Origin of the sequence: Francisella opportunistica, from assembly GCF_003347135.1 — a bacterium.
Classification (GTDB): Bacteria; Pseudomonadota; Gammaproteobacteria; order Francisellales; family Francisellaceae; genus Francisella; species Francisella opportunistica.
In genome coordinates this window covers 53,753-77,004 of sequence record NZ_CP022377.1, presented here as the reverse complement: position 1 = coordinate 77,004, position 23,252 = coordinate 53,753, and the positions used below count along the sequence as shown (strand labels likewise).

Sequence of the window (23,252 nt, the reverse complement as noted above, 5' to 3'; positions counted from 1 at the left end):
ATGGTAAATCAAAAAATATATTTTACAATATCACTATATATTGACATAAGTTTAGATTTATTTGACAATGAAAAAACATAAAAACATCTCTATAAATTTATTTGAAACATTTTATCAGCTAGTAATGTATGGTAGTTTTACTAATACTGCAAAAGCACTAGGGATTACAAAAGCTGCGGTGAGTCATACTGTTAAGCAATTAGAAAAAGAGCTAAAAGTCGACTTACTTAATAGAACAACTCGCTCATTGTCTCTAACTCATGAGGGTAGACTTTTGTTTAACTATTGCAAAACATTACAAAATGAAATTGACAATATTCGCGATTTAGCTGAGTCTTTCCATAAACAACCATCTGGAATTCTCAAAATAACTACCTCATCATTCTTTGCTAAAAATATTCTGCTAGATCTTATACAAAAGTATTCAAAAGAGTTCACAAAAGTCCGTATAGAAGTAAATATTGAAGAGAAAATGCCAGACTTTAGAACACAAGAGACTGATATAATTCTCGGTGTTAATTGGACACCGCCAGAGGATATAGTTGCACGCAAGATAGCTACGACAAGATATATTTTATGTGCCAGTCCAGCTTACCTAAAGCAAAATGGTAAACCTAAGAACCTAACAGATCTAGCCAATCACAATTATATCCCCCATAAATCTAGAGCTACTCCTCTAGTCAATATTAAAGAAAATAAGATAAAACTGCATATGCTCTCCTCTAAGCTAACAGCAAATAATATTGAATTTATAAAAGAGTGTGTATTAGGTGGTTTTGGAATCGCACAATTTCATGAGTATATAGTAAAAAAAGAAATACAAACTGGAACTCTTGTAGAGCTCTTAAGAGATGAATTTCTAGAGCAACAGGATATATTTATCTATTACCAGAAAAACAAATTTGTGCAACCTAAAGTCAAAGAATTTGTAAATTTAGTCATGAATAGTCAAATATTCACATCATTGAGATAATAGCTTTATATCTTTTATCTTATCAATTATCCTTATATTATTTTTTTAGACAAGATAGTAGCTATGAAGTCAAAAGCAACATTAAAATTAATAGTCCGTGAAAAAATAATTATAGAATCTTTTTTATTAACTCTATTAATAGGATTAATCGGTCTTTTAAGCTATATAATTTTACCCAAGATTTTTGTTTTTAGTTTAGTTGGAATTGCAGCATTATGTGCTGCCCCAATTCATGGAGTATATAGGAAAAGCTACATATATATTCTATTCACAGTTATCTCTATAAATATATGTATAATTATCGGAACAACTGTATCACAATTGCCAATGCTAGTACCATACTGTACATTTATCATCGGCGCTTTAACTTTTTATCTACCAACAAAGTTTAAACTAATGCCTGAGAAACTCACAAAATTTTGTTTTATCGGATATATCTCGAGTACTTTTGGACATAGTCATATAAGCTTAAGTGTCATAATAGCTTCTGCTACAATAATAATTATTCTACTAGTGCTTTATTATGCCTTAATAAATATTCTACTATACAGAGATCAACCATATCCTGAGCGAGAAAAAGTTCAAGATAAATATCATCATGTGATGCTTATTGCACTAGTTTCTCTTGCCATAGGATATTTCGTAACCAAAATCATGACTATGTATCTACCGAATACTAATCCTTGGTGGATTATGATGACTATAGTTCTAGTTCTTGGCTACTCTTACGAGAGAGTAAAAGCTACTGCAATTAAAAGAGGTATTGCCAACATTCTAGGTCCTATAGTAGTTGCTATACTCTTGACACTCTTAAAAAATCATTACCACCTACAAATTTTCCTACTACTAGTTCTTTTTTTCCTAGTAAATTGTTCTATATCATATTATTTAATATTGGCTTTTTTTGTATCATGTATGATTATCAGTTGGGAGATAATAACCTTATCTCCAACAGTACCTTACACAATCGCACTAGATAGAACTTTTGAAACATTGATAGCTGTATGTATAGTATTAGTAATCAATGAAATATATAAGAAGATATTTGCTAAGCTTATAAATAGAATGATAAATTAAGCACTCCTTGCTCCAAATAAACTACTACCAACCCTAACATCAGTGCTACCATACTGTATTGCTAATTTATAGTCTGCACTCATTCCCATTGATAGCCTAGATAATTTTAGCTCATGGGTTAAACTAGAGTTGACAGTATCAAAAAAACTCTTCATTTTTGCAAAACTCTTATCTGGAAAATTTGATTTTGCAGGGATACACATTAATCCAACTACCTTTAGGTTTCTAAAACTCTTAGCTTTAACTACAGTTTCGACAACTTCTTCTAACTGCGTCGATTTAAAACCAGATTTATTGATATCATCATCTATATTTACCTGTAAAAAAACATCTACTGTTTTAGCTAGCTGTCGCGCTGCATTATCAATTTTTTCAAGTTGTTCTTGCTTTTCTACACTTTGAATTGAATCAACATACTTGACTATATGCTTTATCTTACGCGATTGTAGCGAACCAATAAAATGCCATCTCAAATCTGGTAACTGCTGAGCCTTTTGCTCTAACTCTTGAAAATAATTCTCACCAAAATCTAACTGCCCAAGGCTCGCCAGATACTTTATTTTCTCGATAGACTGATATTTACTAACAGCCAAAAGCCCAGCTTTAGAGTCTATGTTTTGTATAATATTAGTATATGAGTTTTGGATAAATTCTTTATCAATCATTATTTTCTTCTCATTACAATAAGGTTTCTCTCTGCATCCAAAAAAGGAACTTTGATACTATACTTTTGTATAGCTAAAGGCAAAGTTGCTAAATTCTGCTCTTCTAGATCAGGGCCTTTCATTGCCAACATTTGATTAGCATCGGTCAGAAAGTGTTTACATAATTCATAGAATGTATCTACTGAACTAAATGCTCGCGAAATAATATTATCAAAACTACCTTCTAGATTCTCAACTCTTGAGTTTAATGGCTCAATATTAGCTAGTCCAAGAGTTTTTTTGACATTTTTAAGAAAGATAATTTTCTTACCGACACTATCAACCAGGGTAAAATGATGTCGTGGATATAGTATAGCTAAGACAACACCAGGTAAGCCTCCTCCTGTACCAACGTCAATTGTTGAGTTACCTTTGATATACTTAGCAACAGTTAAACTATCAAATAAATGCTTAACCAACATATCATCAATATTTTTAATAGCCGTCATATTATAGACTTTATTCCATTTCTCTAGTAGCTTGAGATAGTCTAGCCATTGGGTGATTTGAATATCATTTGCTTGAATATTTAGTTCAGCAAGAGCTTGCTTAATTTTATCTTTCTTAATGTCCATTTTATATGAAATAACAATTTTATATACGCTATAATAACTATATTATAAGCTTTAAAATATAAAGTTGAGATTTTAAACTCCAACTTTAACAAAAAATTAATATGATTTTATCAAGAAAATTTGGTGCAGCGTTGATTATATCTGGCACTTGTATTGGTGCTGGAATGTTAGCAATCCCCGCAACTGTAGCTAGCTGCGGTTTTTTTATCGGCTCTATACTGATTATTTGCATTTGGGCATTGATGACTTTCACAGCTTTAGTGTTAGCAGAAGTTAATTTAAAAATGAATGATGGTGCCAATTTTGTCGAAATGACAAGTCAGACTCTCGGACCTATTGGTGTTGTTATTGTTTGGATTTGCTATGTGCTACTGCTTTATTCACTTGTAGCTGCTTATACTGTTGGCGGTGGCTCACTGATCTCGACAACTCTTAGCAGCCTTGGGATTACTTTATCTGAAAAAACTACTAGTGTTATTTTTATCCTCACCCTTGGTGTTTTTATATATATCAATACTAGAATTGTTGATCATATTAATAAAATTATGTTTTCTGGCAAACTTTTGGCATTTCTATTATTAGTTGCTATACTTATACCTCATGTTTCGCTAGATTATCTTAGCTACCAAATCAAAAATCCATATTTTATTTGGGCTGCCTTTCCAATACTACTAACCTCATTTGGCTTTCACCATATAATCCCTACTCTTAGAACTTATTTAGGTTCGAATCGGAGATCTTTACGCCAAGCTATTATAATGGGTAGCTCTATACCATTAGTGGTGTATTTATTATGGATTTTTGTGACTCTTGGCTCATTGCCAGTTGCTACACCATCTGGTATTCTTGGCAAACATTCTGGTGAGATCACCTCGGTGATAATCGACCACTTTAGCACTAGTTCTAGTTATATTTCGACAATATCCTTTTTATTTGGTTTCTTTGCTTTAGCAACATCTTTTCTAGGTGTAGCTTTAGGGCTATTTGATTTTAACCGCAGCACTTATAAAATTTCTAAGAACATCCATAAACATAAAATACTTGCATTTATAATAACTTTCTTGCCGGCATATATTTATGCGATTACATACCCTGATGGTTTTAAGGCTGCTTTAGGATATGCCAGTATATTCGTTGCTACACTTCAAGTGGCGTTACCAGTTATAATGCTATGGGTTATTAACTATCGTAAGCATAAAGCTTTTATCAGTACCTCTATGATAACCTTAGTTATTGTAAGTATCGCTATTATTATAATTGCTTTACAAATCTTAAGCTCTTTTGAACTATTGCCAACTCTTAATTAGAGTTTGTGATTTTTAACTTTCATATTGTAGGTTAGTAAAATCACAATACCGACAAATATCGGTAATATTACTGAAGGGAATAACATTAATGTAAAATACTCTCCCGAAATCTGAACCCAAATGACACCAGCTGCATTACCTATCACAAACATTGTCATACATATGGCAAAAAAAGGTATTTTCCAAAGATTATCTGTATTACCACGTAACACCCTCCCTATCTCAATACCCAAATCAGTAGTAGTCCCAGTCATATGTGTTGTACGGGCAAAACCTCCAAAAAATAGCGTTGTAAAACTATTTTGCATTCCCATAGCAACCGCTAAAAATAAATCATCAATAACACGGTGATTATTAAAAATATCAATTAATAAAGTACCTGTAAGCATCACTGCACTTTGTAAAACTAATGTCTTAGTATGATCTTCTGATATCATATAGGTATCAGTTTTCATGATAACCCCATTTATAGCAGCACCGACAACGAAACCAAAAATAAGTATCGCTACTTTATACATAAACATCCAATCAGAACCGGCTATACTATGGCCCAAAATTCTTAAGTTTCCAGACATCACCGCGACACTGGCACCAAAAGAGTTATACAAAACAACACTATCAATCCAACCAGAGTTAAAAATTAATATAACTGTAATAAAATAAGTAAAAGCCAACTTCTTCGTAAACACTTTCTTATTCTCCTTCTTTAGCGTTTAGGAATTATTATATAGCCTTTTTAGAATAAAAATTATTTTTTAATTTTCTTTTCTTCAGCATGGCTCTTTATCAAGCATTTAAGACCTTGCGGCCTCTGACTAAGAGTTTTAGCTAAAGAGATTCTTTTTGTAAATACCTGTGCTAACTTCATATTTACCTCCTTTTTTAAACTTCGATATTAACCCTTTTTACTAATAATTTGTAGAAAAGGGAAAGATCAAATATACAAAGAAGTATTTTCTTTGTCAACTCTATATATACTAAGTTAAGTTAGCATTGTTGATTAGCTAGCTAAAGATTTGACTTTTTGAAGTTAAACAAAGTAGAGTATACTTTAAAAGTTAAAATAAATTACACGTGATAAACTTATAGTTGGTGAAATTATGCAAACTCTACAAGCACTAAAAACCCGCAAATGTGTTAGGCAATTCTTAGATAAACCGATCGCTCAAGAAAAGCTACAACAACTCTTTGATGCTGCAAGGTGGACACCTTCTAGTAAAAACACTCAACCATGGCAAATTGCCGTAGTTAGTGGACAAAAGAAAATAGACCTTATGAATAAAATTCTAGCAGCCTGCAATAATAATGAAAAGCCTAGAATGGAATATGACTACAATGGCAATATTCCACTAGAAGGCGAGCTTAAAGAGCGTGCTTTTAAGTGTGGACATGATTTATACAATGCTCTAGGTATAGCTAGAGAAGATAAACAACAACGTATCGAACAATGGAAAAAGAACTATGTTTCTTTTAATTCACCAACGGCAATGTTCATCTTTAAATATCCAAATACTGGAATTAGTGGCTATATGGATTGTGGGATGCTAATACAGTCGATTCTCTTAGCTGCTACTGATTTAGGATTAGCGACATGCCCACAAGCTTCTTTAGGTCATTATCCTGATATAGTCAAAAAAGAATTAACAGGGTTTGATGATTATACTCTTTTATGTGGTATAGCTATAGGTTATGAAGATACTAGTGCTGCTGTAAATAATTATCGCACTCAAAGAGAAGCTGTGGCTGGTATTGTTAGTTACTTTTAATCCTTTAGAAAGGAATACTGTGATGTTATGATAAGTAATAGGCTAAATATATAAAGCACATCCAATGAGCACTATCCATAAAGATATAATTGAAGCAACTCGCTATTTTCTCAAACTAGTAGAGTTAGGTTCATATAGCTCGGTGAAAAAATACTATAACGTTGAGTTAAATACCATAAAAAATAAGCTAGGAATACTTGAAAACTATCTTGATCTTAAACTTATTAGAAATGTACAAAATCGCATATCTCCTACTAATGATGGTATGAAATACTTTCACTCTTGTAACAAAATATTTAGCGATCTTGAAAATACCATCCATAATGTAAAGCAAAGTGGCTTTAGACAGCGCCAATCGATAAAAATACTCGGCACACATTTATTTACCAAAATAATAATCGATTTAGCTTTACCACAAATACAGCAGATAAATAATGGTGCCTTTAACTTTGCACTCGATAGTTACCAAGTTGATAATCTTAATGGTAGTCAGTTTCAATTTGATTCTTATAACGTTATACAAATATTTAATAAACACCTTGAGCATCTAGACTTAGATGATTGGATAGTTTGTTCATCTGTAGATGCAGTTAAACTACCAGCTTATGTGTATGGAAATAGAGAATTTGTAAAAGATTTACACAGTAATCCTGAAAAAGTTCTCGAAGCACCTCTTGTTTTTAACAGATATGATTTTTCTCTAGGAATTAACGAATTCAAACATGGAAATAACTATTATAAACTTAATCTTGATAAGATTATGTTTACTGTTGATAATGAAATACAAAAAGCTAACCTACTTAAGAATGAAAATACCATTGGCTTTATGCCAAAGTTTTACTATGACGCTTTACTAAAAGACTGTGACAGTGTCGTAAAAATAGAAGGATTTGAAATAGAATTTCCATTAGAGCCTAATTTAATACTTGTCTATAAACATTCTAAATATAAAGTTGAACTCCTAAAAATCGTTAGATCAGTTATCAAAAAGATACAACTTCAATATCAATAATACGCTTTATTTCTTAAACCTCACCCTTAAAATATAATATTCTGTAATAGCCACTGTCGCATGCACAAATATCACAGCTAGACCAATATATGCGAAAATCTCATGGATATCTTTAATTTTGACAACATCAGCTTTTGATAAAACTGGCGTGATTGATGGTAAACCAAATGGAATTGTATAAGTTCCTTTAGCACTTATTATACACCAACCCAATAACGGCATAGTTATTAACCATATATACAGAAAACCATGGACAAGTTTAGCAACTATTGCCCTAAATTTAGTATATAAAAGTCGCTGACCAATAATTGGAAACACAACAAACTTTCTTATAACTAAACGTAAAATAGTCAAAAATAGTACTAAAAACCCTATGTATAAATGCGATGTCTTCATAACATCATGGAATAATGTATTTTTACCAAAAATACTTCTAAACTCTATTGAGGTAAAGGCTAAAATTATAAGGATGACTGTAGCCCAATGGATAAACACCATAAGCTTATTTATTTTTGTTTGCATTTAGATTAGTAGTAATTTTAAAATAAGCTTAAATTATAATCTTTTTGTGTTTTAAGAGAAGTTTTTTATCACAAGATTTACTTAGAAGGAACCAAAGATATAGTAAAGTATAGTATATATTATGCTAGTAACAACTATACACGCTGGAATAGTTAAAATCCATGCGGTTGCCATTTTTTTGACAACTTTCCAATTCACTCCTGAATCAGCGTAACCAGCACCCATAATAGAGCCTGATGCAACTTGAGTTGTACTAACCGGTAAACCAATATGTGAAGCTCCTAATACTAAGATTCCCGAACTTAACTCTGCTGAAACCGCATTAACAGGCTCTAGTTTTGATAGCTTGGCACTTAATGTTTTAATTATCTTTTTACCACCAGATAAAGTCCCTAGTCCCATAGCAACACCACAGAGTATAATAACCCAATCTGGAACCTGTGTAGAATTGACAAGCCCAGCACTTAGTAGCGCTAAAGTTATTATTGACATTGTTTTTTGTGCATCATTAGAACCATGAGAGAAGGATAACAAGCTTGTAGATAAAACTTGCATCTCTCTTATATATTTATTTGTTGTTCTAACTCTAAAAAATCTCATGAAAATATTTAGCAACATGATACATATTATCAACGCCAAAAAGAATGCTATAATAGGCGAACTCACCATTGGAATCAAAACTTTATTAACTACGGTCATATAGTTAACATTATGATAGCTTGAGCTAATAATCACAGCACCAACTAAAGAGCCTATCAAAGCATGCGATGAACTTGAAGGGATACCAAAGCTCCAAGTAAAGAAGTTCCAACTTATCGCTCCAAGTAATGCAGAAATCAAGACGATATCCGTAACGACATTAGTATCTACTAGACCTTTTGATATGGTTGAGGCAACTGCTGTACCAAAGAAAGCTCCCAAAAAGTTAAAAAAGGCTGCTAAAGCTATTGCCTGATATGGAGTCAGCGATTTAGTTGCAATAGGTGTTGCTACCACATTTGCTGCATCATGAAAGCCATTTGTAAACTCAAAAAATAATGCTATTACAATAATGGCTATAAGCACTGATGTAATCATCTTATCTACCTTATTGATTAAACTTCTTTAACATATAATCTCATAATAGATTCAGCTACTGATGTGCATGTAGATATCGCACTTTCTATAGCTTTATATATATCTTTAACTTTCATAATAAAGATTACATCACCTTCCTCATAGTGAGAGAATTTCTTAAGTGCATGACCTAGCTCTTCTAATACATTTTCATCTAAAGCTGTAAGTCTTATGTAAAGGTTTTTAAGCTCTTTATGATTGCCATTAACAAAAGCTTTCATCATATCATCTAAAACTTTTGTCATTTTACGCAGTGTTTCGACACTATTAGCTAGATATATATTTACATTACCTCTTTCTTCTTCCATCAAAATCTGCATATATCTATGAATTTTAACAATTCTTTTATTTAACTTTAGAAGTAAGGTAGTGATATTATGTAGCTCTACTCTATCAACAGGTGTCACAAAATAGCGTGCTAATTCATGATCCATTTTATTAGCTATTTCAACTGTTACTGATCTTGTCAACCTTAGCTCTTCTGATAGTTCAGAAATAGTCAAATTATCCTCTTCTTTAACTAACTTATCGAGAATTCTTGCTGAATCTTCTACTGTCTCTGTTGCCTGTGTCATTAATTCAAAAAATATCTTATCTTGACTTGGAATCAAACTTTTAACCAGCTTACGTAGCATTTATATAATCTCCTAACTACTTAATTATATTTTTTTGAGTATGTTAACAGTTCAAAGTTTATAACAAAAAAATAAAGAATAACAACAAGAAATCATTTTAAAAAAAATATCTAAAAAAATATTGCTTTTATACACCAATCTAAAATATAATCTATCCCTTAATTCTAAATTTAGTGTTTTTTTATAAAAAGTCGTATATTTTAAAGTAAAAAAGCAACTATTTACTCACCTTACGCGAAATTTATTTGGTTTTTAATTTTTCTTACTTCCTTTAAAGCGATAGCGTTTGTTTTAACTATCAATTTATACTTCAAAGCAAAATAATTTAAAGATGTTTTTATTTTTAACATTTCTAGTTTACAAAAAGCTATTAAAGAGCAAAAGTATGGTTTCTCTGGGTTTTTATCAAAATAGCTTTGATCTTTTTTAACTATCTCATAGCCTATAGGAATTGATAGGTTTGATGAGACAAGCATACAAGAAACTATATTGATCCCTTTTACATGCGATGAACTTGCATGGGAATAATGCTAACATACTATATCATTCTCATCTGTACTTGGCTTTTCACTAATAGTGTCCTAGACACAAAACATCTTGTTCTGTATTATATTTCCTAACTAGAGGCTTCGCGTACTTCCATAGCTCTAAGCTTGTAAAATCTAAATCTCTCAAAAAACTTGTGATTTTATCATTGTGATATTTCATTATCTAATATATCTGATAGCTTCGTCACTGTTGCTTGATTAGTCTGACTTCTCAGATAATCCGTATATAAATCTAAAAGATTCTCTTTCTTTTCTTAAATTAACCAATACATGATTATATAGCTTAAGCTTTTTATCTTAAATTACAAATCTTGCGTAAGGTGAGTTAGAAATATATTTGCAGTACCAGTAGCTAGATAGATATAAAAACTCAGCCTCTATACAAAAACATAAGTTTAATGAAGCTATGAATATATGGCAACAAGCAGCTAAAGAGGTCTACTGTTTCTAAAAAAAAGTGAAACTACTTTTGAAAGGATCAATTACTTAACTTGACGGTATCTATTAGAGTATTCCTTAATTTAATTATAACCTAATATTTATGTTACGCAACAACGCCTATTTTTATCGTAAAAAATTCTTCATTATTTCTATAATGTCTTAATTCAAAAAATTACAAATTTTTACAAATAGGAAATATCTCAGTTATGTTTTTTGGACATTATCTTATATATAAATCATAAAAGACATTAAAAGCAATATTATGGATTTAATAATTTATTTTTCTGGAACTGGTGAAGATGAAATCACATCTACTAAAAATTCCAAAAAAGAGTGGAGCACTCCCAATAAAAATAATTGTTTAACTTGTAAGACAAAAGTTTCTATGAACCATAGGCATCATTGCCGTATATGTGGTTTAGGACATTTTTGTGATTGTTGCGCACCCAAAAGACAATATTTTGATAAATTAAGGATTTGTCAAAGTTGTGATAAAGAATATAATAATTATGAAGACGAATTAAATACTTCAATTTAGGTCCCTTCAAATATAGCCTACTAGGCATAAAAGTAGTACTAATTGAAATAGCTTAAAACCAAGATATTTCAGTAGATTCCGTGGTCAAGCCTGACGGAATGACGTACTACTTTTTAGTATAGTTAGCTATAATTAAGTGTTAGTGCTTGAGATTATAGTGTTTTCGTGCTCACATTATTTTAGATTATAAAATATTCCATGCTCACAATAATTCGGAACGAAAATATCCATACTTGAGATCATAAATTTCATGCTCAAATTAATTAACGTCCACGACCATTTCCCTGTATGAAAATTCGGCTCTTTCCAGATAATTGTGTAAATTCTTAATTAATCTGCTAGATTAGAACTAGCACAAAATTAAGGATAAAGCCTAAATGCGTAAGTTGAACTATTTAAAGTTTTAGTGAAAAACATTTAGTCAATAAGTTGCTTTACTCTAGTATTTTCTCTTACTGCCTCATCTAAACTTACTAGTTTAAACTTAATTTTAGCATTAGGTGCAAATTGCGATAGCTTGTTAATGTCTGCTGCGATAACATTTGCTATACGCGGATAGCCCCCGACAGTTTGACGATGTCGCATTAATACTATGGGCCCACTTGGTGCTAATTGTATAGTACCATCTGTTACAGGCTGGGAGATCATTTCTATTTTTTGTGTGGCTAAAGCAACCCCGTCTAGGGATAAGCCCATTTGACTAGAATTTGCTGAGATAGTCCAAGAGTTTTCAAAGAAGGAATTATTTTTGAGAATATTGTATTCTGGGCCTTTAAGCACTCTTATCAGATTATTACTATAAGTCTCACTTATATAACTTGTAAGTTGTGGTAACCTTGTCTTAGCTACTAAACTTTGTATTTGAGGCTCAGCTCTAACTGCAAAAACAAGCGTACGAAAACCTTTCTTTATACCTTTAAACTCTAGCTTCTGCCCTTTGCCAAGCACGAAAACTTGGTTGTAGCTGACTTTTTCATGGGCATCTATATAAGTTTCTTCATAGCTAGCACCACATAGGCAAACTAAAGCGTCTTGGTTAGCTGTAATTTCTGCTGGATAGATCATCTCGATAGCTTGAAAATTACTAGGCTTACCAACAAGATTATAAGCTGTAATAAAACTAAGCTGATCTTGAGCACCTTGGGGCGATATACCTTTATCTTGTGAGCCATATTGACGTAGTGAAACAGCAAAGACCAAGCCACCTTTAGTTGAGAAAATATCTTGCATAAACTTAACCTTTATTTTTATACAACTGTTGTGCTAACTCTAAGGCTATATTGCTATCTGAATGTATACATATAGTTTGAGATTCAAAATTAATCTTGACGCCAGCAATTTTAATAAATCCTTGTTTGAGCTGATTATACTGCTCTACAGCTAATTGCACACCATCAATCTCAGCATTTGCCTGACCTCGAGGTATTAGCATCGGATTATTATGATTATCAAGCATATAGCCTCTTTCTGCAAAACTCTCATTGATAGTTTTTATACCTTTTTCTTTAGCATATTCTGCGACCACGCCAAAAGGACTAACAACCAGCTCATCTACATCATTCTTAATACACCACTCTATGAAGGTTTTTGCTAGTTCTTGTTTAACATTTAACTGATTATATAAAGCTCCGTGTGGCTTTATAGCCTTAATCTTATTATCAAATAACGCAAATTGTTCATCAAAAGATTCACATAAAGTAACATGATCAATATCAATCGCTTTTCTACCAAAATTTTCTTTGTCTGGGTATGAGATATGGGCTGTAATCTTGACATTTTTCTCTCTGCAAAGGTTTACGTAATAATTAACGCTTGTCTTATCTCCTGCGTGCCCACCACAAGCTATATTTGCTATATCTATATAATCAACAAGCTTATCATCAAGCGGATGCGCAACGCCTCGCTCACCTAAATCACAATTTATTAAAAGCATCACTTCTCCCTAAAAATTATTTTATCACCAGCACTAAATTTAGCAAAATCTTTGAAATCAGATATTCCAATAATATTCCAGCCACTTGGAGACTGCTCTGGAAAGATTGTAGTTTGCGAGCCACCAATTGCAACTGAGCCTGCAGCAATTCTATTTCGTGGTGTCGCTAAACGCGGCAAGCTTAGGCTTTGATCTAACCCTAGTAAATATGGGAAATATGGCTTAAATCCTAGCATTGCAATATGGTATTCAACCTGAGTATGCCTTTTTATAATCTCGGCAACCTCTAAACCAAGTATTTCAGCTGCACTGTGCAAATCCGCTCCAGTATAACTGACATCGATATAATGTCTTTTTGCCTCGATACTAGCACTAAGATCTATATTTCTAATTTTAGCTAAAATAGCTCTTTCCAAACCATAAATATCCTGAAAATCAAAGTGAAAAGCTATCGAGTTATATGCTGGAACAATATCGTAAATAGCAAACTTACGACAAAAACTAGTATCTTTATTAAAATACTGGTAAATATTTAAAATTTTAAGGTTATCCTCTAAACACAACTTGTCACTAATATTATAGATAAAACAGCTTTCATTTAAAAAGTAATGATTCATAAATAATGCCTACGAAATAGTTAGTTTTTTTAAAGTTATTTGCTGTTTATTAGCGAATTTTTAAGGTTTTCTGGCTCAAACTTATATAATGTTATTAGGCCAACTATGGCACTGATAGCTATCATCCCAACCGCCATATAGTCAGATACAGCTTTAGCAAGGAAAAAGCATAGGAATGGCAATAGACCACCAAACACGCCAAAACCAATATTATAAGCTAAAGCAAAGCCTGTATAGCGAATTTCTTTGGGTAAGCACTCTGTAAATAACAGCATAATATTGCCATAAAATATACCAAATATCGCCCCCATCACTACGAAAAAAACTATCAATAAATCATTATTTGCTTTATATAAAGCATACATCGGCAATGATAGTACTACCATCAAAACTAAACCAAAAGCTGTAATAGTTTTTATTTTAAAGTACTTTGTCAGTCTTGCAGCAATATTGCATGTAATGATAAACATTATAATACTAATAGTTGTAAGTATTGCAACATTAACATCTAGTTGTTTTAGAATTTGCTTGATGATATTCGGCAAAATTGTAATCTGAAAATAAGCAACAACCGCACCAGGAAAACATAGCAAAATCATATAAACTAAACTTTTATAATTTTTGAATATAATTTTTGTTAAGCTAATATCAGATTTTTGTGGTTTTTTCTCATCACCGCTATGCTTAATAAAAAATGATAGCACCACCAGTATAATTGCTATACCAAAAAGTATTCGCCAACCACCATTTACCATAGCTTGGTTAGGTATAAAGTATCTAATAATTTGGAATGTCACAATTGCTAATAAAATCCCACCGAAGGCACTAGTAATAACATTTACACCAGCTTTGGCCTTAGCGTATAGCATAGATTCAGCTTCTACTAAGATAACAACCGAACCACTATATTGCCCACCTATTGCGATGCCTTGTAATATTCTAAACGCCACAAGTAATAACGGTGCTAAAATACCTATAGCTGCATATGATGGTAACAATGCCATACCAACAGTAGGCACCCCCATAAAAAATGCTGCTAATGCTAAGGCAGTAGAGCGACTTTTTTTATCACCAATATAACCAAATATTATACCTCCTAATGGGCGTGCTAGAAATCCAGCAGCGAAGGCACCAAAAGCTGCTAAAAACTTAACAAATGGATCACCAGGGAAAAATGCCGCACCGATATAGCCAGCACAAAATGAATACACGGTAAACTCATACCACTCAGCAGAGCTTGCTATAAGTACTAATAATTTTTTCATAACTAGATTAGTTTCAAAACATCGTAGATTTATTTAAATATATTTTTGATTAAAAATACAGTTTTTAGATTATTTTAGAGATATTTTTTAGAATTTATTTTTGACATTAGCGTTAATAAAAACAGCTATTTATTTAAGTCTTACAACTAAAACGTCGACATTTGCTTCATGCAAAATACTATTTGCTGTTGAACCTAAGAAGAATCTACCGATAGCACCTCTTCTGTGACTTCCAACAACAATTAAATCATTTTTATTTTCTGCTGCTTTTTCTAATAAGCTATTTGAGATACCACCAATCATTACTGATTTTTCACCAGTTATAGCATTTTTCTCAGCGAACTTCTCAAGTGCACTCTCAACTTTATCAGTCTCATAAGTCATTAGTGAAATACTGTCATTTGGTATTACAAAAGCAGTATCAATTTTTGCACCATATAGCTTGGCAACATCTTTTGCTTTATTGACAACAACACAAGAGTCGTTTTCAAGATCAGTCGGCACAAGCAATCTTTTGTAGCTGTGTGCTTTGCTATCTGCATTTTCATCATCATTAACTCTCACAGTCAGCACATCACACTTAGCTTTATGCAACACTGCATTAGCTACAGATCCTAAAAGTAGATTAATACCATGAGTAGCATGAGAACCCAAAACGATAACATCACAACCACTTTCTTCTGCATAAGCAACTATTTCTGCTGCTGGGTTACCAACTAATACTTCATGCTCAACTTCAATTCCTGAGATTTTAGCAACTAACTTATCTAAAGCTTCTTTTGCATCTTGTTCGATAGAGTACTGAAAATCAACGATTGATGGTGCAAATGGAGCGACACAGTCAATAACTGTGACAACTTTTAAAACTTGAGTGTTATTTTTTTTAGCAAAATCTACTGCCGAGTTAATCACGATATCAGCATTTTCGTAGACATTTACTGCTAATAAAACTTTTTTGTACGCCATTAGGATTCTCCCAATTTATTCTTCCTTCTAATTTCCATTATAACAAACAAAAATAAAAAAGCATTTAATTAAACATCAATTTTTATTTTTATAGATTGTCTTAAAATATTGCCAAATTTGTTTAGGGACTGGTTTTTCTAGTTCAAAGTTATAGCTAACAAGTTTTTTGCTAGTATTTAACTCTTTAGCCTCTAAGCATTTAGATACCAAACCTAGAAAAAAATAACTATCTTGCTTGTTTACTCTAGCAAAAACATAACTTTGATAGCTATTCTCAGCAAGTGCTTTTTCTAAAGGGTCATTAAGTGTCTTTGCTACTTTAGAATAATATGAAAAAGCCTGTTGCGAGATAAATTTATTATCATATACACCGAACTTTTTACCCTCATCAAATGTCATAAATAAAAGTACTTTACTGCCAAAAGCTCTATAGCCCGCAAGGTTGACACCACCATTGGTATAGTCTTGATTAAGCAAATGGGCGATTTCTTTTTTAGTATATTTTGCGTACATTGCCAACCCATGGGATTTATTTTGGCTATATTTTTTGGTATAAATCAGTTTATTATATCTTATTAGATCGATAATTTGATTATACAAAAATCTATTCTCAATTATTAAATCAGCAACTAGCAATCTAACCTCATGCGTATTTACTGATATCAACGGCTCATAATCTTGTCTACCTGCATTAACGGTAAATATCCGCAAAGATAAATGTAACAAGGCATTAGAAAAACTAGCCTTTTCAAAATCAGGCAATTTATCTCTTAATACAGATTCAAGTTGAGATATACTCATAGATTTGGACTCTAAAAGCTCTTCTAAAATTAATATTTCATAAAGCCTTTTTGCTGGAGTAAACTCTTTTGAGATAAATTTCAAAATATTGTATTGACGTATATCTAAATTAGTAACGTCTTCTTTAAACGCCTTTAAAACATCATAGTAAGTGTCTTTGGTAGATAAAATAACCGCAGGTGAAATAAAATTATACTGCTGAAAATCTACTAAACTTGGAATTCTACCAAGCTCTTTTTTAAGCTGAGCGTAGTCTCTTTTGATATTCTTTAGCTGTGAGAAGTTTGTCTTTTGAATATTTTTATAAATAATTTCTTTGGCAATATTACTAAAGGTTATGGTACTTTTACCAGCTAAGTAATTATTTGGTGATACAACAAACTTTTTAAGCTCATCTTTATCGTAACTATTATCACCACTTAAAGCTACAGTAACAAGAAAGTTATTAGTATAGTTTGCGATAAAATCAAGGATCACAACAAATTTCTTACCTTGATATTTACGCAAGCCTCTTCCTAGCTGCTGGATATAGACTATAACACTTTGGGTTGGTCTTAAAAGGATAATCTGATTAAGACACGGGATATCAACACCTTCATTAAAAATATCAACTGTTACAATAATCTCAAGCTGGCCACTCTCAAGTTGTGCTATAGTTGTTTGTCGGATCTGCTCAGAATCTTGACTTGATAATGCTTTAGCCTTTATCCCTTTATCACTAAGTTTGGTTGCAAGCTCTTTTGCTTCACTTACATTACTCACAAACATTAATGCCGCTCTAGCTTGACCACTATAACCATAAAAATTAACCTTTTCAACAATATGTTCAACACGTGCATCACTAACCAATTTAGTAAAGTTTTTGGCTAGAATCTCTTCGGATTCAAGATACAAATCTTCAACAGCAAAATAATGAAACGGACATAACAAATCTTGCTCTAGGGCTTGATGAAGTCTAATTTCATAGGCAATATTATAATCAAATAATTTAAATATATCAGCACCATCATTACGCTCTGGAGTAGCTGTCAATCCAAGCAGAAATTTTGGCTCAAAGTGTGCTAAAACCTTTTTGTAACTTTCAGCTTCAGCATGATGAACTTCATCGATAATTATATAGTCAAATTCTTGGTTTTTGAAAATGGCCAAAAATTTTGGGTTTTTAAGTGTCTGTATTGTGGCAAATAAATACTCTGCTGAAGTTTTATTACCACCTGTATACAAGCCTAAAGTTTTATCACTAATAACTTCAGCAAAAGTTTCTTTTGCTTTTGCAGCAATATTTGTACGATGTACGACAAACAAACATCTTTTTGGCTTAACCCTTGCAACATCAAAAGCACTTAGAAAAGTCTTACCTGTACCAGTAGCACTGATTATTAAAGCCTTGTTTTTGCCGTTATCTCTTAACCGCTGTAAACTTTCAAGCGCCTCATGTTGGATTTTATTTGGCTGTATTCTATGACTTATACGATCAATACTTGTACTAGCTAACTTACTAGCGCGCTGATATATCTGAATATACTCATCTAAGATATCGCTAGGATATTTTGCTTTAGCAAAAAGATAATCAAATTCAGCAAGAATTTGTTGTGTTGTTATATCAGCTAAAGTTGTCTTAAAAAGCAAATTCCATTCATTATTAATAGTAAGAGCTGATTGAGTTAGATTTGAACTACCAAGAATAATCTGCCAACTATCTTTACTACGAAAAAAGAAGCCCTTAGCATGAAAGTTTTCATCATTAAGGATTTTTAACTCAATATTATCAAACTCAAGGAGTTTCTCAAGTGCTTTTGGTTCAGTAAAATTTAAATAACAACCGGTGAGAATTTTACCTTTTATACCTTTAGCTCTCAGTTGACGTAATGTCTCTAAGATACATACAACACCACTAAAAGTGACGAACGCGACACTTATAATAAATTCATCACAATTCTCAAACTGATTAATAATTTCATCTAATATTTTGGATTTTCTTGAGTTTGTCAGGAATTGCTTAGAATCTTGAATCATCGCTTATATCTTAACAGGTATTGCAGAGTTAAGGTTAGTCTGACCCTTTTTACTTTTACCCCAACAGTAGATTTCATTCGTCTGTTTAGCTACACCACAAGTATAGGTTCTTGCCATACTTAGTCTACTAAATTGGATATCAGTTTTGACTTTCTGCGGAGTTGCAAAGCGTCCTTTTTCACCATTGCCAACCTCACCATTACTACCATCGCCCCAACAATATGCATATCCATTTTCATCTAACGCACAAGCATAGTGTGCTTTTGTATATACTTTCTTGAAATTAATATTATTATCAATATCAATTCTTAAAGGATTTTTTATTTTACTCTTACTAGTCTCACTACCTAGCTGACCTCTTTTATTACTACCCCAACAATACACATCATCTTTATTATCTAGAGCACAATTAAAATCGTCACCTTTAGTAACGTTTTTAACATCTTGTAATTTTTTATAGTGTGCTTTTACCTTTTTCACTACATCAGTATCGCTATATTGAGGTTGTTTAATCTTATAATCACCACATCTTATTTGACCAGAACCATCAAAGGCACAATTATAATTATCTGAGTCATCTTTACTAAATTTATGATCATATTTCTCTATTTTAGCATCATCACGATAATCATCATTTTTATAGGCAAAACTGCTATCTAACGATGGATCATAAGAACTAAAAAATTTTTGGGTGAATGTGGGATTTGCAAAAGCATTACACCACAGCGATAGTAAAATTACTAATAGAATATTTTTTTTCATAAATAAATTTAAATTTAAAGCTAATATATATAATGTTAAGTAATATTCAAATAAAATACTAGAGATTAAAATTTATAGAAAGATTTTTTGTTCACTATAGCGTAAAAATTTAAAGAATTTCTCCTCTTTAGTATAGTTGTCTGTATCTATATAAGGTTTAGTGACAAGTATTGGATAGCAACCAGCAATTAAACACGCCAGACAGCCAGTAAGTAGTCTATCATCAACAAGAGCTAACTCTTTTGCTTGACAGTTTACTAGTTGGATTATTTTATTAAGTCCATCCGGGTATGGTTTTTTTGCTACTCCAGCAATAAACCTTATTTTAGGAAAATTAGTATTAAAATATTCCAGCCTAGCTTGGGTTGGTTTATTTGAAAGGATAAATATTCTCTCTTGGGGAAATTCAGTAACAAAATTGTTAAGCCAAAACATAACCTCAGGATGCATTTCAGGCTTACCATGACTTGCTAAAACACCATCAAAATCTAGTGCTAAATAGTTAATTCCTTGTTGCTTTAGCAACTTAGCAGATAAGTCTATAACGCTATCAATAAGATAACCTCGTGATAATCCGTATAGCTCTTTTCGATACTTAAATATCTGCTTTAGGGTATACAATCCACGCTGTAACATAGAGTATTCTTTTTTAAAATTTGTGTTTATAGTATAACAACAAAATAATTATTTAACATAAAGGAGTATTTTCCTTATGCTAATAAGATTTTTAACAATTATAGTTATAGTACTTTCTCTGTTAGTCTCTTCACTAGGAATTTGCTCGCAAACAAATACTCAAACTACTAGCTACTATGACAAAGGTGAGACAGTAGCAGCTAAGTTTAAACAGCAAACCATAAGTGGTACCAAGCAAAAATACTTATTAGCTGAAATCTATAACGGTATCAATGATAAAATCTCTAATAACTCAGAGAACTTAGCTACCAAAGTTATTGATAAGAATAAGATAAGTTTTTGCATGGGGTATATAACTGGAGCAAATAGTTTAAAAAAAGGTTCCCTCTTTAGTCCTAAGCCAGAAAATATTCACTATAATCCTCAAACAGTTTTACAAGGGGTATATGATCATTATCATCAGCTTAAGCCACAATACGAACTTATCGCAAAAGATAGATTAAACCAGCTACTTAGCTCTAATCCAAAGTCTTTACCTCAACAAATCACTAATACTCAGTATAGCTATAGCTTAGGTTATAACTTTTTTGAAATTCCCAACAATTGTTCGGCATCAAACATTATTGATAAAGAGGAGTTTATTAAGGGAATGAAAGCAGGTTTAGAAGGACAGAAATACAAGCTCTCAGCACAGCAAGTTGCCGAGATTAGCTATATCATCGGGACTTTGCTATATAGTTCAGAATATAGTGTTCTTAAAAACAATATTGCTAAAAAGCAATTTTTAGCTGGCTTTTATAGTAAGCTAGAAAACACAAACTTAAATCAAACTAATCTCTGAGCTTTAATGCTTTCTCATAAACAATGTTTTTCTTAGCTCCAGTAATTTTGGTAACTAATTTTACAGCTTTGTTAAGCGGCATCTCATCAAGCAAATCTTTTAGAAGCTCATCGACATCTATTTTCAGATTATTACTATCATTTACATCACTATCAAAATTACAGTCAATAATTACCACAAATTCACCTCTTAGAGTATCTTGATTGGCTTGAAAATAATCATAAACCTTTTGTACTGAGCCAAAAACAAAATTCTCAAATTGTTTAGTAAGCTCTTTTGCCACAACAATGTTACTATTAGGCATAAGCTCTAACAAATCTTCTAAAAGATAGCTTATTCTATGTACTGACTCATATAATATTACCGTTGTATTTGCCTGCTGGAATTCACGAATCTGTTGGTGCCTTTTGCTCTGCTTAGCTGACAAGAAACCTTTAAAGATAAAACTATCTGAAGGCAAACCCGCTGCTGATAAAGCAGTAATCACTGCACTTACCCCTGGTATTGGCACAACTTTATAGTTTTCTTTACGCAAACTTGCTACTATCTTATAACCAGGATCAGAAATTAACGGTGTCCCTGCATCGCTTACTAAGGCAACAATCTTAGCTGCATCAAGAAGCTCCTTGACATATTGCACACGCGACTCTTCATTAAAATCATGGCACGAAACTAACTTCTGGTTATTACGGATATTAAAGCTTGCTAAAAGCTTTGCTGTGACACGGGTATCCTCTGCTAGGATTATATCAACACTGCTTAAAATATTTAATGCTCGATAAGTGATATCCTCCAAATTACCTATAGGTGTAGCAACAACATATAGAGTTGCTTTTTCTAAATTATTCACCCAACATCTCCACTAATTTTGTAACATCTCCTGCACCTTGGATCAATATAACCGTATCATCATCAACCAGCTCTTCTAAAAAGAATATTGCATAATCAAAACTATCAGCAAGTAGATATTCAGATAATCCTTTAACAATATCATGACTCTCTGCACCTTTTATAACTTGTTCACCTGCTGAGTATGTCGGTAATAAAATTAGCTGATCTGCCAATGAAAGAGCTTTTGGCCAATCTTTTAGTAAATCTCTATTACGTGTATATCGATGTGGCTGAAAAACATGAATAATCTTCTTATTCGGATATTTATCCCTAACTGCACTTAAACTATTAGCGACCTCAACAGGGTGATGTCCATAGTCATCAATAACAGTTACTTGATGCCCTGAGATTAACTTTGTATAGATATCAAATCGCCTTGCTACTCCGGCGACTGTAACTAGCGCCTTGCTAATATCCTCATATTTAAACCCTAAGTCAAGACAAGCAATAATACAAGCTGTCGCATTTTGGACATTATATCTACCTGGTAGCTGAAGCTTAAAGCTTAAGTTATTCCCTTTATAGCTAATTTTAAAACAAGTTAGTTCATCGCCAATATAATAATCATAAATTTGTGCATCAGCGTTAGCAGAGAAACCATAGAGTGTAATATTTTTATCTAATAAAGTATATTTAGCTAATAAATTTCTACATCCCTTATCATCGGCGCATAAATAAATACTTTTTACACTCTCTTTACCAATAAAGTTTGCAAAGTTCTCAAGTAAATTTTGATAATTATTATTATAAGTTGCCATATGATCTAAATCGATATTAGTAACTATCGCCACCTGCGGGCTTAGATAGAGAAATGAAGCATCACTTTCATCAGCTTCGATAATTAGTTTATCAGTACCATTAACTTGTATATTTGAATCTGCATATTTAACCACTCCACCAACAACAAAACTACTATGTTTATCTAATTGACAGAGTAGTGTTGCCAAAATACTTGAGGTAGTTGTTTTGCCATGTGTGCCTGTAACCGCGAGACTATAGCTAAAGTCTTTCATTAAAACAGCTAAAAACATCGCTCTTTGTAAACACTGTATTCCTAGAGTTCGAGCTTGTGACAACAAAGGATGACTACTAACTATAGCACTTGAATATACAACAATGTCATAATTTGCAACATCAATACCACTAGGGCTAGTAAATATCACTATTCCTAAAACTTCAAGTTTCGCTGTTAATTTATTTGGGATACTATCATAACCAGCAACCTCAGCACCAAGCCTTTTAGCTGCAATAGCTAAAGCCGATACTCCGATACCACCAACCCCAAGAAATAGTATTTTTTTGTTCAAATT

Annotated in this window: 23 protein-coding genes and 1 pseudogene; 7 read left to right on the top strand and 17 right to left on the bottom strand. The window is 32.2% G+C overall.

Annotated elements, in window-relative coordinates; translation table 11 throughout:
* Nucleotides 1–67: 67 nt before the first annotated feature.
* Together CGC45_RS00350 and CGC45_RS00345 are read left to right on the top strand one after the other, a co-directional pair.
* Nucleotides 68–973, top strand: coding sequence for a LysR family transcriptional regulator (locus CGC45_RS00350; protein WP_174683407.1), 906 nt, complete (start codon nt 68–70; stop codon nt 971–973).
* Nucleotides 974–1,036: 63 nt separating this feature from the next.
* Nucleotides 1,037–2,050 (top strand): FUSC family protein, encoded by a 1,014-nt coding sequence (locus CGC45_RS00345; RefSeq protein ID WP_071628443.1) that lies wholly within the window; start codon nt 1,037–1,039, stop codon nt 2,048–2,050.
* Here CGC45_RS00345 and CGC45_RS00340 read toward each other — a convergent pair.
* On the bottom strand, nt 2,047–2,715 hold the full coding sequence (locus CGC45_RS00340; RefSeq protein ID WP_071628442.1) for a YggS family pyridoxal phosphate-dependent enzyme: 669 nt from the start codon (nt 2,713–2,715) through the stop codon (nt 2,047–2,049). The genes CGC45_RS00345 and CGC45_RS00340 overlap by 4 nt on opposite strands.
* Complete coding sequence (gene rsmG, locus CGC45_RS00335; RefSeq protein WP_071628441.1) at nt 2,715–3,329, bottom strand: 16S rRNA (guanine(527)-N(7))-methyltransferase RsmG; 615 nt, start codon at nt 3,327–3,329, stop codon at nt 2,715–2,717. The genes CGC45_RS00340 and rsmG overlap by 1 nt, the downstream gene beginning before the upstream one ends.
* A gap of 101 nt (nt 3,330–3,430) precedes the next feature.
* Between rsmG and CGC45_RS00330 the strand changes: the two genes are divergently transcribed.
* Complete coding sequence (locus CGC45_RS00330) at nt 3,431–4,636, top strand: amino acid permease (protein WP_071628440.1); 1,206 nt, start codon at nt 3,431–3,433, stop codon at nt 4,634–4,636.
* Here the strand turns inward: CGC45_RS00330 and CGC45_RS00325 are convergent.
* Nucleotides 4,633–5,325 (bottom strand): YoaK family protein, encoded by a 693-nt coding sequence (locus CGC45_RS00325; protein WP_071628439.1) that lies wholly within the window; start codon nt 5,323–5,325, stop codon nt 4,633–4,635. The genes CGC45_RS00330 and CGC45_RS00325 overlap by 4 nt on opposite strands.
* Before the next feature lie 411 nt (nt 5,326–5,736).
* On the opposite strand from CGC45_RS00325, the gene CGC45_RS00320 reads away from it, so the two are divergent.
* Nucleotides 5,737–6,402 carry a nitroreductase gene (locus tag CGC45_RS00320; protein WP_071628438.1) on the top strand — a complete coding sequence of 222 codons (666 nt, stop codon included), beginning with the start codon at nt 5,737–5,739 and terminating at the stop codon, nt 6,400–6,402.
* Nucleotides 6,403–6,466: 64 nt separating this feature from the next.
* Nucleotides 6,467–7,414 carry a LysR family transcriptional regulator gene (locus CGC45_RS00315; protein WP_071628437.1) on the top strand — a complete coding sequence of 316 codons (948 nt, stop codon included), beginning with the start codon at nt 6,467–6,469 and terminating at the stop codon, nt 7,412–7,414.
* 6 nt (nt 7,415–7,420) lie between these two features.
* Here CGC45_RS00315 and CGC45_RS00310 read toward each other — a convergent pair whose 3' ends face one another.
* From CGC45_RS00310 to CGC45_RS09565, 4 genes and pseudogenes are all read right to left on the bottom strand, one after another.
* A complete protein-coding gene (locus tag CGC45_RS00310) occupies nt 7,421–7,936 on the bottom strand; it encodes a cytochrome b (protein WP_071628436.1) in 516 nt (171 codons plus the stop codon).
* A gap of 81 nt (nt 7,937–8,017) precedes the next feature.
* Nucleotides 8,018–9,013, bottom strand: coding sequence for an inorganic phosphate transporter (locus tag CGC45_RS00305; RefSeq protein WP_071628435.1), 996 nt, complete (start codon nt 9,011–9,013; stop codon nt 8,018–8,020).
* A gap of 17 nt (nt 9,014–9,030) precedes the next feature.
* Nucleotides 9,031–9,687 carry a PhoU family transcriptional regulator gene (locus CGC45_RS00300; RefSeq protein WP_071628434.1) on the bottom strand — a complete coding sequence of 219 codons (657 nt, stop codon included), beginning with the start codon at nt 9,685–9,687 and terminating at the stop codon, nt 9,031–9,033.
* A 389-nt stretch (nt 9,688–10,076) separates the two neighbouring features.
* Nucleotides 10,077–10,450: pseudogene (locus tag CGC45_RS09565) on the bottom strand (IS701 family transposase); the annotation flags it as partial.
* 488 nt (nt 10,451–10,938) lie between these two features.
* Here CGC45_RS09565 and CGC45_RS00290 point away from each other — a divergent pair.
* Nucleotides 10,939–11,214: a PHD finger domain-containing protein gene (locus tag CGC45_RS00290; protein WP_071628432.1), complete on the top strand. Its 276-nt coding sequence runs from the start codon at nt 10,939–10,941 to the stop codon at nt 11,212–11,214.
* 417 nt (nt 11,215–11,631) lie between these two features.
* Here CGC45_RS00290 and CGC45_RS00285 read toward each other — a convergent pair whose 3' ends face one another.
* The 8 genes from CGC45_RS00285 to CGC45_RS00250 all read right to left on the bottom strand — a co-directional run bounded on the left by CGC45_RS00285 (nt 11,632) and on the right by CGC45_RS00250 (nt 20,210).
* Complete coding sequence (locus tag CGC45_RS00285; protein ID WP_071628431.1) at nt 11,632–12,444, bottom strand: 5-oxoprolinase subunit C family protein; 813 nt, start codon at nt 12,442–12,444, stop codon at nt 11,632–11,634.
* A 4-nt stretch (nt 12,445–12,448) separates the two neighbouring features.
* The gene (locus CGC45_RS00280) at nt 12,449–13,147 is read right to left on the bottom strand and encodes a 5-oxoprolinase subunit PxpA (RefSeq protein ID WP_071628430.1); all 699 of its coding nucleotides are present in this window, start codon (nt 13,145–13,147) and stop codon (nt 12,449–12,451) included.
* Complete coding sequence (locus CGC45_RS00275) at nt 13,147–13,764, bottom strand: 5-oxoprolinase subunit B family protein (protein ID WP_071628429.1); 618 nt, start codon at nt 13,762–13,764, stop codon at nt 13,147–13,149. Before CGC45_RS00275 ends, CGC45_RS00280 begins: the two co-directional genes overlap by 1 nt.
* A gap of 35 nt (nt 13,765–13,799) precedes the next feature.
* Entirely contained in the window at nt 13,800–15,029 is a 1,230-nt protein-coding gene (locus CGC45_RS00270) for an MFS transporter (protein ID WP_071628428.1), read from the bottom strand.
* A gap of 129 nt (nt 15,030–15,158) precedes the next feature.
* Nucleotides 15,159–15,995 carry a universal stress protein gene (locus tag CGC45_RS00265; RefSeq protein WP_071628427.1) on the bottom strand — a complete coding sequence of 279 codons (837 nt, stop codon included), beginning with the start codon at nt 15,993–15,995 and terminating at the stop codon, nt 15,159–15,161.
* A 75-nt stretch (nt 15,996–16,070) separates the two neighbouring features.
* Nucleotides 16,071–18,812, bottom strand: coding sequence for a DUF3427 domain-containing protein (locus CGC45_RS00260; protein WP_071628426.1), 2,742 nt, complete (start codon nt 18,810–18,812; stop codon nt 16,071–16,073).
* Between the two features lie 3 nt (nt 18,813–18,815).
* The gene (locus CGC45_RS00255) at nt 18,816–19,574 is read right to left on the bottom strand and encodes an RCC1 domain-containing protein (RefSeq protein ID WP_071628425.1); all 759 of its coding nucleotides are present in this window, start codon (nt 19,572–19,574) and stop codon (nt 18,816–18,818) included.
* Nucleotides 19,575–19,646: 72 nt separating this feature from the next.
* Complete coding sequence (locus tag CGC45_RS00250) at nt 19,647–20,210, bottom strand: YqeG family HAD IIIA-type phosphatase (protein ID WP_071628424.1); 564 nt, start codon at nt 20,208–20,210, stop codon at nt 19,647–19,649.
* Nucleotides 20,211–20,553: 343 nt separating this feature from the next.
* Here CGC45_RS00250 and CGC45_RS00245 point away from each other — a divergent pair, with 343 nt between their 5' ends.
* Nucleotides 20,554–21,051, top strand: coding sequence for a hypothetical protein (locus CGC45_RS00245; protein ID WP_084387459.1), 498 nt, complete (start codon nt 20,554–20,556; stop codon nt 21,049–21,051).
* Here CGC45_RS00245 and rsmI read toward each other — a convergent pair.
* Together rsmI and murC are read right to left on the bottom strand one after the other, a co-directional pair.
* On the bottom strand, nt 21,041–21,901 hold the full coding sequence (gene rsmI / locus CGC45_RS00240; protein ID WP_071628422.1) for a 16S rRNA (cytidine(1402)-2'-O)-methyltransferase: 861 nt from the start codon (nt 21,899–21,901) through the stop codon (nt 21,041–21,043). The two genes, CGC45_RS00245 and rsmI, sit on opposite strands and share 11 nt — an antisense overlap.
* A complete protein-coding gene (gene murC / locus CGC45_RS00235; protein ID WP_071628421.1) occupies nt 21,894–23,249 on the bottom strand; it encodes a UDP-N-acetylmuramate--L-alanine ligase in 1,356 nt (451 codons plus the stop codon). Before murC ends, rsmI begins: the two co-directional genes overlap by 8 nt.
* Nucleotides 23,250–23,252: the final 3 nt, after the last annotated feature.

What these genes read in the sequence shown, in the direction of transcription:
- CGC45_RS00275 (WP_071628429.1), bottom strand. Translation starts at nt 13,764, where the DNA reads ATGAATCATTACTTTTTAAATGAAAGCTGTTTTATCTATAATATTAGT.
- CGC45_RS00320 (WP_071628438.1), top strand. Translation starts at nt 5,737, where the DNA reads ATGCAAACTCTACAAGCACTAAAAACCCGCAAATGTGTTAGGCAATTC.
- rsmG (WP_071628441.1), bottom strand. Translation starts at nt 3,329, where the DNA reads ATGGACATTAAGAAAGATAAAATTAAGCAAGCTCTTGCTGAACTAAAT.
- CGC45_RS00340 (WP_071628442.1), bottom strand. Translation starts at nt 2,715, where the DNA reads ATGATTGATAAAGAATTTATCCAAAACTCATATACTAATATTATACAA.
- CGC45_RS00290 (WP_071628432.1), top strand. Translation starts at nt 10,939, where the DNA reads ATGGATTTAATAATTTATTTTTCTGGAACTGGTGAAGATGAAATCACA.
- CGC45_RS00255 (WP_071628425.1), bottom strand. Translation starts at nt 19,574, where the DNA reads ATGAAAAAAAATATTCTATTAGTAATTTTACTATCGCTGTGGTGTAAT.
- CGC45_RS00280 (WP_071628430.1), bottom strand. Translation starts at nt 13,147, where the DNA reads ATGCTTTTAATAAATTGTGATTTAGGTGAGCGAGGCGTTGCGCATCCG.
- CGC45_RS00345 (WP_071628443.1), top strand. Translation starts at nt 1,037, where the DNA reads ATGAAGTCAAAAGCAACATTAAAATTAATAGTCCGTGAAAAAATAATT.
- CGC45_RS00285 (WP_071628431.1), bottom strand. Translation starts at nt 12,444, where the DNA reads ATGCAAGATATTTTCTCAACTAAAGGTGGCTTGGTCTTTGCTGTTTCA.
- CGC45_RS00300 (WP_071628434.1), bottom strand. Translation starts at nt 9,687, where the DNA reads ATGCTACGTAAGCTGGTTAAAAGTTTGATTCCAAGTCAAGATAAGATA.
- CGC45_RS00350 (WP_174683407.1), top strand. Translation starts at nt 68, where the DNA reads ATGAAAAAACATAAAAACATCTCTATAAATTTATTTGAAACATTTTAT.
- CGC45_RS00260 (WP_071628426.1), bottom strand. Translation starts at nt 18,812, where the DNA reads ATGATTCAAGATTCTAAGCAATTCCTGACAAACTCAAGAAAATCCAAA.
- CGC45_RS00265 (WP_071628427.1), bottom strand. Translation starts at nt 15,995, where the DNA reads ATGGCGTACAAAAAAGTTTTATTAGCAGTAAATGTCTACGAAAATGCT.
- CGC45_RS00315 (WP_071628437.1), top strand. Translation starts at nt 6,467, where the DNA reads ATGAGCACTATCCATAAAGATATAATTGAAGCAACTCGCTATTTTCTC.
- CGC45_RS00270 (WP_071628428.1), bottom strand. Translation starts at nt 15,029, where the DNA reads ATGAAAAAATTATTAGTACTTATAGCAAGCTCTGCTGAGTGGTATGAG.
- CGC45_RS00305 (WP_071628435.1), bottom strand. Translation starts at nt 9,013, where the DNA reads ATGATTACATCAGTGCTTATAGCCATTATTGTAATAGCATTATTTTTT.
- CGC45_RS00245 (WP_084387459.1), top strand. Translation starts at nt 20,554, where the DNA reads ATGGGGTATATAACTGGAGCAAATAGTTTAAAAAAAGGTTCCCTCTTT.
- CGC45_RS00310 (WP_071628436.1), bottom strand. Translation starts at nt 7,936, where the DNA reads ATGCAAACAAAAATAAATAAGCTTATGGTGTTTATCCATTGGGCTACA.
- CGC45_RS00330 (WP_071628440.1), top strand. Translation starts at nt 3,431, where the DNA reads ATGATTTTATCAAGAAAATTTGGTGCAGCGTTGATTATATCTGGCACT.
- CGC45_RS00250 (WP_071628424.1), bottom strand. Translation starts at nt 20,210, where the DNA reads ATGTTACAGCGTGGATTGTATACCCTAAAGCAGATATTTAAGTATCGA.